12 protein-coding genes are annotated in these 15815 nt (G+C 61.7%); 1 reads left to right on the top strand and 11 read right to left on the bottom strand.

The features are described 5' to 3' along the window. Positions 1–14: 14 nt before the first annotated feature. Positions 15–887: a methyl-accepting chemotaxis protein gene (locus E3Z29_RS29870; protein ID WP_371917811.1), complete on the top strand. Its 873-nt coding sequence runs from the start codon at positions 15–17 to the stop codon at positions 885–887. A gap of 146 nt (positions 888–1033) precedes the next feature. On the opposite strand, the gene E3Z29_RS04500 is transcribed toward E3Z29_RS29870, so the two are convergent. The 11 genes from E3Z29_RS04500 to hutH (E3Z29_RS04450) form a co-directional block, all read right to left on the bottom strand. Beyond that, positions 1034–1768 (bottom strand): amino acid ABC transporter ATP-binding protein, encoded by a 735-nt coding sequence (locus E3Z29_RS04500; RefSeq protein ID WP_007961769.1) that lies wholly within the window; start codon positions 1766–1768, stop codon positions 1034–1036. Continuing rightward, a complete protein-coding gene (locus tag E3Z29_RS04495) occupies positions 1761–2720 on the bottom strand; it encodes an amino acid ABC transporter permease (protein WP_027611292.1) in 960 nt (319 codons plus the stop codon). The genes E3Z29_RS04500 and E3Z29_RS04495 overlap by 8 nt, the downstream gene beginning before the upstream one ends. A 132-nt stretch (positions 2721–2852) precedes the next feature. Next, positions 2853–3650, bottom strand: a complete 798-nt coding sequence (locus E3Z29_RS04490) for a transporter substrate-binding domain-containing protein (RefSeq protein ID WP_003220833.1) — start codon at positions 3648–3650, stop codon at positions 2853–2855. Between the two features lie 372 nt (positions 3651–4022). Continuing rightward, on the bottom strand, positions 4023–6593 hold the full coding sequence (gene mdoH, locus E3Z29_RS04485) for a glucans biosynthesis glucosyltransferase MdoH (RefSeq protein ID WP_134785235.1): 2571 nt from the start codon (positions 6591–6593) through the stop codon (positions 4023–4025). Continuing rightward, entirely contained in the window at positions 6586–8370 is a 1785-nt protein-coding gene (locus E3Z29_RS04480) for a glucan biosynthesis protein G (RefSeq protein WP_167734086.1), read from the bottom strand. The genes mdoH and E3Z29_RS04480 overlap by 8 nt, the downstream gene beginning before the upstream one ends. A gap of 352 nt (positions 8371–8722) precedes the next feature. Then, on the bottom strand, positions 8723–9160 hold the full coding sequence (dtd, locus tag E3Z29_RS04475; protein WP_134785234.1) for a D-aminoacyl-tRNA deacylase: 438 nt from the start codon (positions 9158–9160) through the stop codon (positions 8723–8725). After that, a complete protein-coding gene (gene pip, locus E3Z29_RS04470; protein ID WP_003220824.1) occupies positions 9157–10128 on the bottom strand; it encodes a prolyl aminopeptidase in 972 nt (323 codons plus the stop codon). The genes dtd and pip overlap by 4 nt, the downstream gene beginning before the upstream one ends. A 227-nt stretch (positions 10129–10355) precedes the next feature. Beyond that, positions 10356–11159, bottom strand: a complete 804-nt coding sequence (gene hutG / locus E3Z29_RS04465) for an N-formylglutamate deformylase (RefSeq protein WP_096794678.1) — start codon at positions 11157–11159, stop codon at positions 10356–10358. Between the two features lie 10 nt (positions 11160–11169). Next, positions 11170–12375, bottom strand: coding sequence for an imidazolonepropionase (hutI, locus tag E3Z29_RS04460; protein ID WP_134785233.1), 1206 nt, complete (start codon positions 12373–12375; stop codon positions 11170–11172). A gap of 245 nt (positions 12376–12620) precedes the next feature. Continuing rightward, on the bottom strand, positions 12621–14153 hold the full coding sequence (gene hutH, locus E3Z29_RS04455; protein WP_134785232.1) for a histidine ammonia-lyase: 1533 nt from the start codon (positions 14151–14153) through the stop codon (positions 12621–12623). Between the two features lie 116 nt (positions 14154–14269). After that, positions 14270–15793, bottom strand: a complete 1524-nt coding sequence (gene hutH / locus E3Z29_RS04450) for a histidine ammonia-lyase (RefSeq protein ID WP_134785231.1) — start codon at positions 15791–15793, stop codon at positions 14270–14272. Positions 15794–15815 lie beyond the last annotated feature (22 nt).

Genomic DNA, 15815 nt, shown 5'->3' with positions numbered 1-15815 from the left:
AGTTGCAACGTTCGATGCAGAGCATGACCCAAGGCCTGCGCGAGTTGATCGGTGGCATCAGCGACGGCGTTACGCAAATCGCCAGCGCTGCCGAGGAATTGTCAGCGGTGACCGAGCAGACCAGCGCCGGGGTCAACAATCAGAAGATCGAGACCGATCAGGTCGCCACCGCCATGAACGAAATGGCCGCCACTGTGCAGGAAGTCGCGCGTAACGCCGAGGAGGCTTCCGAAGCCGCCGTGGCCGCCGACCAGCAAGCCCGTGAAGGCGACAAGGTGGTCGGTGAAGCCATTGCGCAGATCGAGCGCTTGGCAGTTGAAGTCGGCCACTCCACCGAAGCCATGGGCGAACTCAAGCGCGAGAGCGACAAGATCGGCAGCGTGCTCGACGTGATCAAGTCCGTGGCCCAGCAAACCAACCTGCTGGCGCTCAACGCCGCGATCGAAGCAGCGCGTGCCGGTGAGGCCGGGCGTGGTTTTGCGGTGGTTGCCGATGAAGTGCGCAGCCTCGCCCAGCGCACGCAGAAGTCCACCGAAGAGATCGAGGAACTGATCGTCGGCCTGCAGAACGGCACCCAGCAAGTGGCGACGATCATGGACAACAGCCGCAGCCTGACCGACAGCAGCGTCGAACTGACCCGCCGTGCCGGTGGCTCACTGGAAAGCATCACCCGCACCGTCTCGGCGATTCAGGCGATGAACCAGCAGATTGCAGCGGCGGCCGAGCAGCAGAGTGCCGTGGCCGAGGAGATCAACCGTAGCGTGCTGAATGTGCGGGATGTGTCGGATCAGACGTCGGCGGCGAGTGAAGAGACCGCGGCGTCGAGTGTTGAGCTGGCGCGGCTGGGGACGCATCTGCAGATGCTGGTGGGGCGCTTCAAGGTTTGAGGTGATCCGAAAACCTCGGTTCGCTCTGAACCGAGGTGATGCATTCGCGAGCAAGCCCGCTCCCACAGTTGACCTGGTTGTCCATGCGGACGCGGTCTAATGTGGGAGCGGGCTTGCTCGCGAAAGCGGTAGGTCAGACGCTGAAATTAAAGGACCTGACGCAGAAAGGCCTGCGCCCGCGGATCCTTCGGCGCATCAAAAAACTCCGCCGGGGAAGCATCTTCCAGCAGTTTGCCGTGATCGAAGAACAGCACCCGATCCGCCACTTCCCGGGCGAAACCCATTTCGTGGGTGACGCAGACCATGGTCATGCCTTCCACGGCCAGGTTCTTCATCACATCCAGCACTTCGCCGACCATTTCGGGGTCGAGGGCCGAAGTCGGTTCGTCGAACAGCATCACTTTCGGGTCCATCGCCAGCGCCCGGGCAATCGCCACGCGCTGTTGCTGGCCGCCGGACAGGCGTGATGGATATTCCCGAGCCTTCTGCGCAATACCGACCTTTTCCAGCAACGCCAAGGCCTTGGCCTCACTTTCCTTCTGCCCACGCTTGCGCACGACTTTCTGCGCCAGACAGAGGTTTTCCAGCACGGTCATGTGCGGGAACAGGTTGAAGTGCTGAAAGACCATGCCGACTTCGCGGCGGTAGGCGTTGACGTCGGTTTTCGGGTCGGCCAGTTGCAGGCCGTCGATGCTCACCGAACCCGAGTCGAATTCTTCCAGGCCATTGAGGCAGCGCAGGAAGGTCGACTTGCCCGAGCCGGACGGGCCGATCACCACCAGCACTTCGCCTTTGGCAACGGAAGTGGTGACGTTATCCACAGCCCGAACTACCTGGCCACGGGTGTCGAAGACTTTTACCAGATCGCGGACTTCAATCACTTTGCGCGAGCCTCCGCTCAAGCCGGCTGGCGATTTTCGACAGCGGCAGGTTGATCAACAGGTACAGGCCGGCGACGCAGAACAGGATTTCGAACGGCGAGAACGAGGTGGTGATGACTTCACGGCCACTTTTCAGCAGCTCGGTGATCGCAATCACAGACACCAGCGAGGTGTCCTTGACCAGGCTGATGAACTGCCCGGCCAGCGGTGGCAGTACGCGTTTGAATGCTTGCGGCAATACCACGTGGCGCATCGACTGACCGGCGCTCAGACCGAGCGAACGCGCCGCTTCGTTCTGGCCACGGGCAATCGACTGCACCCCGGAACGGATGATCTCGGCCACGTAGGCGCCGGTAAACAGCGACAGCGCGGCGATCCCGGCGAACTCGCGGGACAGGTTCATCACCGTGCCGATGAAGAAGTAGAAGATAAAGATCTGCACCAGCAGCGGCGTACCGCGCACCAGCTCGACGTAGATGCTCGACAGGTCGCGCAGGGTCGGGTTGCTCGACAGGCGGCACAGTCCGGTGACCAGACCGATCAGCAGACCGAGTACCCCAGACACCACCGACAGCCACAGCGTGGTCCAAAGGCCCCACAGCAGCGGCCCTGCCGCCCAATGCCGGGTCACGCCCACGACGTCGCCTTCCGCCACATCGTCGCCCTGAGCGAATTGCAGGCTGTTTTCGTCGACGGTCAGGTGCTGCTCGTCACCGGCGTCGTTGCGCAGGGTGACCTGCGCGCTACCGCCCTTGCGCACCAGCTCGGTGACGGTGGAGATATCGGTGGCACGCTGGGATTCTTCGGCCTGATAGGCGAAGTACTGCGGCACGCGGTTCCAGCGCCATTCGTAGGACATCAGCGACGTGGCGTAATACAACGCGCCCGCCAGGCCGACCAGCACCAGCACGGTCAGGACGTGCCAGGGCCATTGGGCTTTTTTCTGTTTCATTGCAGGTTCCGGATTTTGTGTTGCCTGGCAGGCCCTCTTCGCGAGCAAGCCCGCTCCCACATTTGGACTGCATTTCAAATGTGGGAGCGGGCTTGCTCGCGAATGGGGCGACTCGGTCTGACTGACCCAGTGTTATTCCATGTCCTTGAGCCACTCGGTGCTCTTGAACCACTTGTCATGGATGCGATCGTACGTGCCGTCTTCGTGGATCTGGTGCAGGAAGTTGTTGATGAAGTTGATGCTGTCGTAATCACCCTTCTTCAGACCGAAGGCCAGCGGCTCGTAGGTGAACGGCTTGTCGAGGAACACCAGTTTGCCGGCGCCGACCTTGTTCACCGCGACCACGTTGTACGGCGCGTCGTAGATGAACGCGTCGGCCTTGCCATTGACCACGTCGAGCACGGCTTCCTGCTCGTTGTCGTAGCCGTGGTACTTGGCCTTGGCGATCAGCTTCTTGGCGACCATCTCGCCGGTGGTACCGAGCTTGGAGGTGATGCGGTAGTCGGCGGTGTTCAGGTCTTTATAGGACTTGATGGTGCCTTCCAGCTCCTTGCGGATCAGCAGGGTCTGGCCGACCACGATGAACGGTTCGCTGAAGTTCAGGCGCAGGTTGCGCTCCTGAGTCAGGGTCATGCCGCTGCCGATCATGTCGAACTTGTCGGTCATCAGGGCCGGGATGATCCCGTCGTAACCGGTGGACACAAGCTCGAGCTTGACGCCCATGGCCTTGGACATGGCTTTGAGGATGTCGACTTCGAAGCCGATGATCTCGCCGCGCTTGTTGGTCATTTCGAACGGCATGTAGGTCGGATCCATACCGACTTTCAACGTGCCGCGCTTGACCGCGTCATCGATTGCACCGGCGTGCGCCGCATTGACTGCAACCAGTGCCGTGACGCCGACCAGCAGCATCGACAGATACTTCTTCATCTTCAAGTCCCCAAAACCATTGCAATTGCGGCGCGAAAACCGACTGAAATGGACAAGATCGTCCGGGCGCGCCAATTCGGGGACGGATGCTAACGCACTCGATTTTTTGCACAAGGTTTTATGGACGATTTGTTTAACATTCAAAGGCCACCCCTCACCCCAGCCCTCTCCCCAGAGGGGAGAGGGGGAAAGGGAGCCGATCGGGGAAATATTCGAAAGCTAAGTTCGACTCGATTTCTCAGGTCGATGCAACTCGAATATCCAATCCGGTCAGTCCCCTCTCCCTCCGGGAGAGGGTTAGGCGGGCGGCGTTCCGATGAGGGGGCTTTTCAGCGCCATAAAAAAACCCCGCTAGTTAGCGGGGTTTCTTCATCAGGCCGGTTGCGCCTGCAAGCTCACAGGCTTGAGTGGCAACAGCGGCGCATGCGGATCGGCTTTCACCGAAGCACGCCAGGCATCCAGCCATTCCTTGTGATCTTCGGACCAGACCAGCTCGTGCAGACGCGCCAGGGCCACCGGATCGCTCAGCAGTTGCAGGCGATCATGGTTGCTCAGTGCCGCCGGGCCAGCCTTCAGGGCGTGACGTACACGTTCCTGACGCAGCCATTCGATCGGCTCGGCCTGACCGTGACGGGCCGTCGCCAGCGAGCACGCCAGGGCGTTCTGCTGCGGATCGACCACGGCGCGGATGAAGCCGTCGTTCAGCGCGTGCCAGCGGTTCTCGTGGGTGTACTGATCGGTCGCCAGCAGCGCCTGTGGCGGATTGTATTCCTCTGGGATGAGGAACAGGCTCTCGTCACGGGACTTGAGGCCCAGACCGACACGGCTGGAAATCACCGACACCGGGATCGACAGCATCAGCGAACCGACGATCGGCACCAGCCACCACAGGAAGCTCGGGTTCAGCCAGATCACCAGCAGCGCCCAGCAGAAGCCCAGCAGGGTCTGCGGACCGTGGCGCTTGACCGCCTCGCTCCATGGCGTGGAGTCGTCGTCACGCTGCGGCGAGTTCCAGGTCGCGGCCCAGCCGAGGAACGCGGCGAGGACGAAACGGGTGTGGAAAATCATCCGCACCGGCGCCAGCAGCATGGAGAAAAGCATCTCCAGCAGCATCGACAGGGTCACCTTGAACTTGCCGCCGAACTCTTTCGCGCCCTTGGCCCAGATCAGGATGATGCTCAGCAGTTTCGGCAGGAACAGCAGCACGATGGTGGTCGAGAACAGCGCGATCGCCTTGTCCGGGTGCCATTGTGGCCACAGCGGATAGAGCTGACGCGGTTCCAGGAAGTACTGCGGCTCCATCAGCGTGTTCACCGCCAGCAGCGCGGTCGACAGCACCAGGAAGAAGAACCACAACGGCGCCGACAGGTACGACATCACGCCGGTGAGGAACACTGCGCGGTGCACCGGGTGCATACCTTTGACCAGGAACAGGCGAAAGTTCATCAGGTTGCCGTGGCACCAGCGACGGTCACGCTTGAGCTCGTCGAGCAGGTTCGGCGGCAACTCTTCGTAACTGCCCGGCAGGTCGTAGGCAATCCACACGCCCCAGCCGGCACGGCGCATCAGCGCAGCTTCAACGAAGTCGTGAGACAGGATTGCACCGGAGAACGCACCTTTACCCGGCAACGGCGCCAGGGCGCAGTGGTCGATGAACGGCTTCATGCGGATGATCGCGTTGTGACCCCAGTAGTGGGATTCACCCAACTGCCAGAAGTGCAGACCGGCGGTGAACAGCGGACCGTACACGCGGGTAGCGAACTGCTGCATGCGCGCATACAGGGTGTCCATGCCCGACGCTCGCGGCGCGGTCTGGATGATCCCGGCGTCCGGCGTGGCTTCCATCAGGCGCACCAGACTGGTCAGGCACTCGCCGCTCATCACCGAGTCGGCGTCGAGCACGACCATGTACTTGTAGTCACCACCCCAGCGACGGCAGAAGTCGTCGAGGTTGCCGCTCTTGCGTTTCACACGGCGGCGACGGCGGCGATAGAAGATCTTGCCGAAGCCCTTGGCTTCACGGCAGACGTCCAGCCAGGCCTGTTGCTCGGCGACGCAGATATCGGTGTCGTTACTGTCGCTGAGGACGAAGAAGTCGAAGCGATCCAGATCACCGGTAGCGGCGACCGATTCGAAGGTGGCGCGCAGACCGGCGAATACCCGGGGCACGTCCTCGTTGCAGATCGGCATCACCAGCGCGGTACGGGCGTCTTTCGGAATCGGCTCGTTGCCCGCGCTTTTGCCGGAGATACGGTATTTATCGTGACCGGTGAGCAACTCGAGGAAGCCCATCAGCGCCGTCCAGAAACCGGCCGAGACCCAGCAGAACAGAATCCCGAACAGGATCAGGATGCTGGTTTGCAGCGCATACGGCAGCACCTGCGTGGCGGTTTGCAGCAGCGGCTGGTGCAGCACTTCGTCCAGATCGACGAACGACCAGCCCTGGTACGGCATGATGCCTTTCATGTACCAGCCGGCAACGATGGTCTGACCGAGCATCAGCAGCAACAGAATGTAGCGACGGATCGAACCTACCGTGCGCCAGCGCGCCGCCGGCAAGACGTTTTCGTCCTTCGGCGGCTGTGGCGGATTGGTGCGCCCGGTCAGGCGGCGCCAGCCACGCACCAGAATATTGGTGCGCCATGGCTCCGGCACGACTTTGGTCCGACGGATCGGCGGCGTCGCTTTCATGCTGACCCGACCGCTGGCGTCGAGCACCAGCATTTCCGCCTCTTCCAGCTCTTCGGCGGTGCTCAGGGTCAGGCGCTTGGCCACCGAAGCCTGGGCGGCTTCGGCAGGCGCGTCGAACGTCGGCGACGACAGGCGCTGGTGCAGTTCGCTGAAGGACTGGCAGCCCGCGAGTTCCGCGCGCTGCTCGTCGGTCATCGGCAGATGCGCCAGATACTCGGAAAGAGTCTCTGGCTGTACTTGAGAGTTACTCATCGGCAGGCAACTGATAGCTCCAGGTCTCGGTCAGGACTTCTTCAGTCGGTGCCGATTCCGGTGTGGCTGGGGCCGCGTTCGCAGCCGCTGGCTGCTTGGCGTCTTTGTTGGCCTTGTCCTTGGCATCTGCGGCTGGCTTGGCGTCGGCCTGTTTGGCCTCGGCTGCCTTGGCTTCCTTCTCGTCTTTCTCTTGTTGCTTGGCCGCGACCTTGTCCGCCTTGGCCACCGACGAATTCGACGCCGGTACCGAAGACTTGGCCAGATCAGCGGTGACCACTGGCTGTACCAGGGCGGCCCGCATCTCGGTGGACTTGCTCGCGTCCTTGATCTTCATCCGCAGGGTCAGGCGCCAGCCCTTGGTTTCCGGGTTGTAACGCACGCTGTTCTCGACCAGTTCGGCGTTATCGCCAACGCTGACCTGACTGCGCACGTCGGCATCCGGGGCCAGAGCCGCCAGCGATGGACCTTCGAAGTCGACCAGGTAGGCAACGCTGCCATCCGGTTGACGGATCAGGTTCGACTGCTTGACGTCACCGGTCGAACGCAGGGTCTGCTTGACCCAGGCGCTGTCAGGGGCGTGAATCGCCGCTTCGTCCATGGTCCAGTGCAGACGGTAGGCGAAGTCCAGCGGCTTGCCTGGCTCCGGCATGGTTTCCGGGCTCCAGAACGCAACGATGTTGTCGTTGGTTTCGTCGGCAGTCGGAATCTCTACCAGATCAACGGTGCCCTTGCCCCACTCGCCCTTCGGCTCGATCCAGGCGCTTGGGCGCTTGTCATAGCGGTCGTCGAGGTCTTCGTAGTGGCTGAAGTCGCGACCACGCTGCAGCAGACCGAAACCACGCGGGTTCTCGACGCTGAAGTTGCTCACGGCCAGGTGTTTCGGGTTGTTCAGCGGACGCCAGATCCACTCGCCGTTGCCGGCATGGATCGACAGACCGCTGGAGTCGTGCAGTTCACGACGGTAGTTGAGGACTTTCGACGGCTGGTTGGCGCCGAACAGGAACATGCTGGTCAACGGTGCGATGCCCAGTTTGCCGACCTTGTCACGCAGGAACATCTGCGCCTTGACGTCGACAATGGTGTCGCTGCCCGGACGCAGGATCAGGCGATAGGCACCGGTGGCGCGCGGCGAATCCAGCAGGGCGAAGATCACCAGATGCTTGTCACCCGGCTTCGGCTGTTGAATCCAGAACTCGCGGAAACGCGGAAACTCTTCGCCCGACGGCAGCGCGGTGTCGATCGCCAGACCACGGGCCGACAGGCCGTAGGTGTGGCCCTTGCCGACGACGCGGAAGTAGCTCGCGCCGAGCATGGTCATGATTTCGTCTTGCTTGTCGGCCTTGTTGATCGGGTACAGCACACGGAAACCGGCGTAGCCCAGTTGCTCAGTGGCTTTCGGATCGAACTTGAGGTCGCCGAAATCGAAGCGGGTCGGATCGTATTTGATCTCTTCGACGGTGTTCGCCGTGATTTCGTTGATTTTCACCGGCGTATCGAAGTGCATGCCCTGGTGATAGAAGGACAGCTTGAACGGTGTCTTCTGATCGGCCCACTCAGCCTTTTCGGTGAGGAAGCGGATTTTCTGATAATCCGCGAACTTCATGTCACGGAATTCGTTCGGCAGGTTGCTGCGCGGGGCTTCGAACTTCTGCCCGGCCAGCTCTTTAGCCTTGGCTGATACATCGTCAAGATTGAACGCCCAAAGCTGGCCGGCGCTGAGCAGGCACAGGAGCGCCGAGCCGGCTACCAGGGCACTTCGCATGCGTTTGGCAGACATTTTTGCTGCATTACAGGGACTAACAATCACGAGCAACCCTCGCCGAAAACAGATCAAAAAACCAACGGCCAGATTAAGTGCCTGTGGGGTTTTCGACTTTGAAAAGCCGACCTCCCAGCGCACCCTTGCCAAGTTGGCGAGCATTGTTCCGACTCCGCTGGGGCAAAATGATTCCCCAATCGGATCCAGACAAGTCTCTACCTAAGTCAAAAATGGAACAGCGAACGCTGATCCCCATAGCGCGCGATTATCTAGTAGCCCGCGTGACAACGCATCAGGGGTAACAAAGTATTTATCGCGAAAAACGCCTGTTTTCAGTCGAAAAGCCCTTGAAAAGGTGTTTCAAGGGCTTTCATGTCTGTAACAGGAAGGTTACCGGGCCATCGTTGACCAGGTGCACCTGCATATCCGCGCCGAATCTACCTGATGCCACAGTGCCATGCATCTGTTTCGCTTTGCTGAATAGATAGTCGAACAATTCCTCGCCCAATGCCGGAGGGGCTGCGGTCGAGAAACTCGGGCGCAACCCGCTCCTGGTGTCGGCAGCGAGGGTGAACTGAGAGACCAGCAGCAACCCGCCGCCCACATCCGCCAGGGACAGATTCATCTTGCCCTCGGCGTCACTGAATACCCGATAGTTAAGCAGCTTATGCAAAAGTTTGTCGGCACTGGTACGCGTGTCGTCGGGTTCGACCGCCACCAGCACCAGCAAACCCTGATCCACCGCGCCGACTGTCTCTCCCGCAACCTCTACCCGCGCACCGCGCACGCGTTGTAAAAGCCCCTTCATGCTTCTTCGGGCGGCAGGTCGAGCAAGCGACGGGCCATGTTGCTCGCGGCACGCACCAGCGCATCGGTGATGCCCGGTTCGGAGGCGGCGTGACCGGCGTCACGAATCACCTGCAGTTCGCTGTTCGGCCAGGCCTGATGCAGCTCCCAGGCGTTGTCCAGCGGACAGATCACGTCGTAACGACCGTGAATGATCACCCCCGGCAGATGGGCGATCTTGCCCATGTCGCGGATCAGTTGATTCGGCTCGAGGAACGCATTATTGGTGAAGTAGTGACACTCGATCCGCGCGATCGACAGGGCGCGCTGCGGTTCGGAGAAACGGTCGACCACCAGCGGGTTCGGCCGCAGGGTCGCGGTGCGTCCTTCCCACGTCGACCAGGCCTTGGCCGCGTGCATCTGAGCGATCTGATCGTTACCGACCAGGCGCTTGTGGAAGGCGCTGAGCAGATCGTCGCGCTCGTCCAGCGGGATCGGCGCGATGTAATCCTGCCAGTAATCGGGAAACAGACGGCTGGCACCGGCCTGATAGAACCACTCGATTTCCTGCGGACGGCAGAGAAAGATCCCACGCAGGATCAGACCGTGTACGCGCTCCGGGTGGGTTTGCGCGTAGGCCAGCGCCAGAGTCGAACCCCACGAACCGCCGAACAGCACCCATTTATCGATGCCCAAGTGCTTGCGGATACGCTCAAGGTCAGCGACCAGATCCCAGGTGGTGTTGTTTTCCAGGCTCGCATGCGGGGTGGAGCGTCCGCAGCCGCGCTGGTCGAAGGTGACAATGCGATACAGGTTCGGATCGAAATAGCGACGGCTCTGCGCGTCGCAACCGGCACCCGGGCCGCCGTGGATGAACACCACCGGCAAGCCTTCCGGCGAGCCGCTTTCATCGACGTACAGCGTGTGGGTGTCATCGACAGCCAGATCGTGCCGGGCGTGGGGTTTGATCTGCGGAAACAATGTCTGCATTGCGCGCTCCGTAAGGGGTCGAGGTCATCCCTGGGGGGACTTCTATTATTCTGCCGTCCGGCATCATAAACCCGATTTACGTCAATGAGCATGCCCGTACGCAGTCACAATTTTTCTGCTGCATACAAAACCTGTGGGAGCGGGCTTGCTCGCGAAAGCGCTGTGTCATTCAACGCATATGTTGCCTGATGCGCCGCCTTCGCGAGCAAGCCCGCTCCCACAGTGGGTTATGCGGTGTAGTGCGACTTTGCCCAGGCCAGCAGGCCCTGCAGCAACTCCTTGAGCACCACCCGCGTCGGCTCTGCCAGATCGGCGCGGTAGCGGAACGGTTCGAACTCTTCCATGTAGGTGCTCTGGCACAACTCCAGTTGCACGGCGTGGATGTTCTCGGCGGGGTTGCCGTAATGGCGGGTGATGTGGCCGCCCTTGAAGCGGCCGTTGAGCACGTGGCTGTAATGATCGTGACGGGCGCAGATGGCTTCCAGTTGCGTCGCCAATTGTGGATCGCAACTGGCGCCATTGAAGGTGCCAAGGTTGAAATCCGGCAGTTTGCCGTCGAACAGGTGCGGGATGATCGAGCGGATCGAGTGCGCGTCGAACAGCAGCGCATAGCCGAACTCGGCCTTCAACCGCGCAAGCTCTTGTTGCAGGGTGCGGTGATACGGCGTCCAGACCTGTTCCAGGTAGGTCGCGCGCTCTGCTTTCGAGGGCTCGTGCCCTTCGCGGAACAACGGAATGCCATCGAACAGCGTCGCCGGGTACAGCCCGGTGGTGGCGCCGGCATACAACGGTTTGTCATCGGACGGACGGTTAAGGTCGATGACGAACCGCGAGTATTCGGCGGCCAACGTGCTGGCGCCCAGTTCCTCGGCAAAGTCATAGAGCTGCGGAATGTGCCAGTCGGTGTCCGGCAGGCTTTTCGCGTCCGCGATCAGCCCGGCTTCGACCGCTGGCGTCAGGCGCACGCCGGCATGCGGCATGCTGATCAGCAGCGGTACGCGACCTTGTTTGAAACTCAGAACCTTATCCACAACCGCTCTCCTACAGACTTGATTCGACGCCGTGACGCACGACGCGTTTGTCCAGATCACCACCGAGCCAATAGGCCAGATCCGCCGGACGATCGATGTGCCAGGCGACGAAATCCGCGACCTTGCCGACTTCCAGCGAACCGTGGGTGTCAGCCATGCCCAGCGCTTGTGCGGCATGGATGGTCGCGCCAGCCAGGGCTTCTTCCGGGGTCATGCGGAAGCAGGTGCAAGCCATGTTCAGCATCAGGCGCAACGACAGCGCCGGCGAGGTGCCGGGGTTGAGGTCACTGGCGATAGCGATCTTGACCTTGTGCTTGCGCAGGGCGTCCATCGGCGGCAGCTGGGTTTCGCGCAGGAAGTAGAACGCCCCCGGCAGCAACACCGCGACGGTGTCGGACTTGGCCATGGCGATGGCGTCGTCTTCGTCCATGAACTCCAGATGGTCGGCAGACAACGCGTGATACCGCGCCGCCAGACTGGAGCCATGCAGCGATGACAATTGATCGGCGTGCAACTTCACTGGCAGGCCGAGTTTTTGTGCGGTGACGAACACCCGCTCGACCTGCTCCGGCGAGAACGCCAGGTATTCGCAGAACGCATCCACGGCGTCGACCAGCCCTTCGGCGGCCAATGCCGGGAGCATCTCGGCGCAGATGTGCTCGATGTAGTCGTCAGCGCGATCCTTGTATTCCGGCGGCAGCGCGTGGGCGGCCAGACAGGTACTGCGCACGCTGATCGGCAGCTCCTTGGCCAGGCGACGGATGGCCCGCAGGATCTTGCGTTCGCTGGCCAGGTCCAGACCGTAGCCGGACTTCATCTCGACCGTGGTCACGCCGTCGCGCATCAGGCTTTTCAGACGCTTGGCGGCGCTGGCGAACAGCTGGTCTTCAGTTGCTTCACGGGTGGCGCGCACGGTGCTGGCAATGCCGCCGCCCTGCGCCGCGATCTCGGCATAGCTGACGCCTTGCAGACGCTGTTCGAATTCGCCGCTGCGGTTGCCGCCGAACACCGTGTGGGTGTGGCAGTCGATCAGGCCGGGGGTCACCCACGCGCCTTGCAGATCGTTGACCGCCGGGTATTCACCGGACGGGAGCAGATTGCGCGGACCGATCCACTCGATGTGCGCACCGGACGTCACGATGGCCGCATCCTCGATGATCGAGTAGACGCCCTGCGCCATGGTTGCGACGTGGCAGTGTTGCCAGAGGGTTTTCACTGTTGGCCTCCGTTGGAATTGGTTTGGTGGGGAGCCTTCAAAAGCCCCTCACCCTAGCCCTCTCCCGGAGGGAGAGGGGACTGACCGGGTTGTTCTGTCGAGATACATCGACCTGAGAATCTTGAGCCGAACTCCGGCTCTGAAAACAATGAAGATTGGCTCCCTTCCCCTTCTCCCCCTTGGGGGAGAGGGCTGGGGTGAGGGGGATCGATTTCAGCAACAACAAAACTCCCCCTGAAAAACACTTACAAACTAGGCAGCAATTTCGCCGGAACCAATTCGCTCAAGCACCGCGAAGCCAACAGTTCAGTCGCCGCATTGATGTCCGGCGCAAAGAAGCGGTCCTTCTCATAGAACGGCACTTCGCGGCGCAGAATCGCCCGCGCCTGTTCCAGCTTGGCCGAGGTCTTCAGACCGTTGCGCAGGTCCAGCCCCTGCACCGCCGCCAGCCATTCCACCGCGAGAATCCCGCGGGTGTTCTCGGCCATTTCCCACAGGCGCTTGCCGGCGGCCGGAGCCATCGACACGTGGTCTTCCTGGTTGGCCGAGGTCGGCAGGCTGTCGACCGAATGCGGATGGGACAGCGCCTTGTTCTCGCTGGCCAGTGCTGCGGCGGTCACCTGAGCGATCATGAAGCCGGAGTTGACCCCGCCATTGGCCACCAGGAACGGCGGCAGCTGCGACATGTGCTTGTCCATCATCAACGAGATACGGCGTTCGCTCAGCGAGCCGATTTCAGCGATGGCCAGGGCCATGTTGTCGGCGGCCATGGCCACCGGCTCGGCGTGGAAGTTGCCACCAGAAATCACATCGCCTTCAGCGGCGAATACCAACGGGTTGTCGGAGACGGCGTTTGCTTCGACCACCAACACTTCAGCGGCCTGGCGGAACTGGGTCAGGCAGGCACCCATGACTTGTGGCTGGCAACGCAGCGAGTACGGGTCCTGAACCTTCTCGCAGTTCTGGTGCGAATCGGACACTTCGCTGCGCTCGCCGAGCAGATCGCGATATGCGACTGCAGCATCGATCTGGCCTTTCTGGCCACGAGCGGCGTGAATACGTGCGTCGAACGGCGAGCGCGAACCGAGCACCGCTTCCACCGTCAGACCGCCAATAGCCAGCGCGCCGGCAAACAGGTCTTCACCTTCAAACAGACCGCGCAGGGCAAATGCGGTAGACACTTGAGTGCCGTTGAGCAGTGCCAGACCCTCTTTCGCCGCCAGGGTCAGCGGGGTCAGACCAGCGACTTTCAGCGCTTCGGTAGCTTCCATCCACTCGCCTTTGTAACGCGCCTTGCCTTCGCCCAGCAGCACCAGCGACATGTGCGCCAGCGGCGCGAGGTCACCGGATGCACCGACCGAACCCTTGAGCGGAATATGCGGATAAACCTCGGCGTTGATCAGCGCGATCAGCGCGTCGATCACCACGCGGCGGATGCCGGAGAAACCACGGCTGAGGCTGTTGACCTTGAGCACCATGATCAGGCGCACCAGCTCATCGCTGATCGGCTGGCCGACGCCGGCGGCGTGCGACAGCACCAGCGAACGCTGCAGGTTTTCCAGGTCTTCGCTGGCGATGCGGGTCGACGCCAGCAGGCCGAAACCGGTGTTGATGCCGTAGGCAGTGCGGTTCTCGGCGAGGATCTGCTCGACGCAGGCGACGCTGGCCTCGATCTGCGCCGCAGCACTGTGGTCGAGGGTCAGCTTGACCGGTTGCTGATAGACATCACGCAGTTGGGCCAGGCTCAGTTGGCCGGGAATCAGGTTCAGCGCAGTCATTAAAATGCTCCTTTTGAACATTGTTATTAACTACCAGTCGCTCCGGAGCATTCCGTTATCCGTCGTTTCTCGTCTTGTGGACGATCCGCGCCTTGGCACGCTGGTATGGGTAGTTGTCAGTGCAGATTCGGTAATACGTTGTGCAGCGCATTCGGGTGTTTCAGAACGCTGGCGGCGGCGGCGATATCCGGCGCCAGCCAGCGATCCTGATCGTAGGCCGGGACGGTTTCACGCAGCAGCCGCCACGCCCGATCAGTGCCCGCGCCAAAGCGCTGCTCCTTGAGGAATTCAAAGGCCTGCGCCGCCAGCAGGTACTCGATGGCGAGAATCTGCGTGCAGTTTTCCAGGGCGCGGTGCAGCTTCAGTGCAGCGCTGGTGCCCATGCTCAGGTGGTCTTCCTGCAGGCCCGAGGTGACGTAGTTGTCGAGCACTGCCGGCTGCGCCAGTTGGCGATTCTCGGCACATAGCGAAGCGGCGACGTATTGCACGATCATCATCCCGGAGTTCACCCCCGGGTTGGCCACCAGAAATGCCGGCAGACCGCTGACGTGCGGGTTGACCAGACGATCGAGGCGGCGCTCGGCAATCGAGCCGATTTCAGCCATGGCAATCGCCAGCAGATCCGCTGCCATCGCCACTGACTGGCCGTGCGGGTTGGCCTGCGACATCACCCGGAAGTTGTCCGGCGTGCCCAGCAGCAACGGGTTGTCGGTGCAGCCGTTGAGTTCGGCTTCGACTTGTTTGATCGCGTGCTCCAGTTGGTCGCGCGCCGCACCGTGTACCTGCGGGATCGAACGGATGCTCAGCGCATCCTGAGTACGAATGCCTTTGCTCGTCGCGATCACTTCACTGCCATCGAGCAAGGCGCGCAGGTTGCTACCGACCTGCTGCATGCCGGGGTGCGGCTTGAGCGCGATGATCTCGGCATCGAACGCGGCGATCTGCCCACGCTGCGCTTCGAAGCTCATGGCGCCGATCACGTCGGCCCATTGCACCAGACGCGTCGCGTCGGCAATCGCCAGGCAGCTGAGGCCGGTCATGCACGGCGTACCGTTGACCAGGCACAAGCCGTCCTTCGCGCCGAGTTGCACCGGTTGCAGGCCTTCTTCGGCCAGCGCCTGTTGCGCCGAAGTGATCTGCCCGCGATAGCTGACATTGCCCACGCCCAGCAGCGCGATGCCGATGTGCGCCATGTGCGTCAGGTAACCCACCGAACCTTGCGACGGAACCTGCGGGGTGATGCCGCGATTGAGCAGCGCCAGCAACGCTTCGACCACCCGCCGGTGAATGCCGGATTTGCCGTGGCTGTAGTTGTGGATTGCGGCGCAGATGATCGCGCGGGTCTGCTCATCAGGCAGCACCGGGCCGACGCCGCAGGCGTGGCTGAGCAAGGTGTTGCGTGAGAGCTGGCTGAGTTGTTCGTCCTTCAGCGAAACGTTGGACAGACCACCCAGACCGGTGTTGACGCCATAGGCACGCTCGCCGCTTTCGACGATGCGCTGGACGATGCCCTGAGCGTTTTCGATGCGCGCCCAGGTTTCGCTCGATAACTCCAGTTGCGCGCCGTGACGGGCGACGGCGACCACGTCCTGCCAACGCAGGGGGTTGCCGGTGATGATGATTTTTTCAGCCTGGGACATCTAAAACCTCATACCAATTCTT

The sequence above is a fragment of the Pseudomonas sp. S150 genome (assembly GCF_004526365.1).
GTDB classification, from domain to species: domain Bacteria; phylum Pseudomonadota; class Gammaproteobacteria; order Pseudomonadales; family Pseudomonadaceae; genus Aquipseudomonas; species Aquipseudomonas putida_A.
This window is presented reverse-complemented; position numbering and strand designations above follow the sequence as displayed.

Excerpts from the sequence above, each read along its gene's own strand:
- E3Z29_RS29870 (WP_371917811.1), top strand. The coding sequence starts at position 15 with ATGCAGAGCATGACCCAAGGCCTGCGCGAGTTGATCGGTGGCATCAGC.
- E3Z29_RS04495 (WP_027611292.1), bottom strand. The coding sequence starts at position 2,720 with ATGAAACAGAAAAAAGCCCAATGGCCCTGGCACGTCCTGACCGTGCTG.
- E3Z29_RS04490 (WP_003220833.1), bottom strand. The coding sequence starts at position 3,650 with ATGAAGAAGTATCTGTCGATGCTGCTGGTCGGCGTCACGGCACTGGTT.
- mdoH (WP_134785235.1), bottom strand. The coding sequence starts at position 6,593 with ATGAGTAACTCTCAAGTACAGCCAGAGACTCTTTCCGAGTATCTGGCG.
- E3Z29_RS04480 (WP_167734086.1), bottom strand. The coding sequence starts at position 8,370 with ATGTCTGCCAAACGCATGCGAAGTGCCCTGGTAGCCGGCTCGGCGCTC.
- dtd (WP_134785234.1), bottom strand. The coding sequence starts at position 9,160 with ATGAAGGGGCTTTTACAACGCGTGCGCGGTGCGCGGGTAGAGGTTGCG.
- pip (WP_003220824.1), bottom strand. The coding sequence starts at position 10,128 with ATGCAGACATTGTTTCCGCAGATCAAACCCCACGCCCGGCACGATCTG.
- hutH (WP_134785232.1), bottom strand. The coding sequence starts at position 14,153 with ATGACTGCGCTGAACCTGATTCCCGGCCAACTGAGCCTGGCCCAACTG.
- hutH (WP_134785231.1), bottom strand. The coding sequence starts at position 15,793 with ATGTCCCAGGCTGAAAAAATCATCATCACCGGCAACCCCCTGCGTTGG.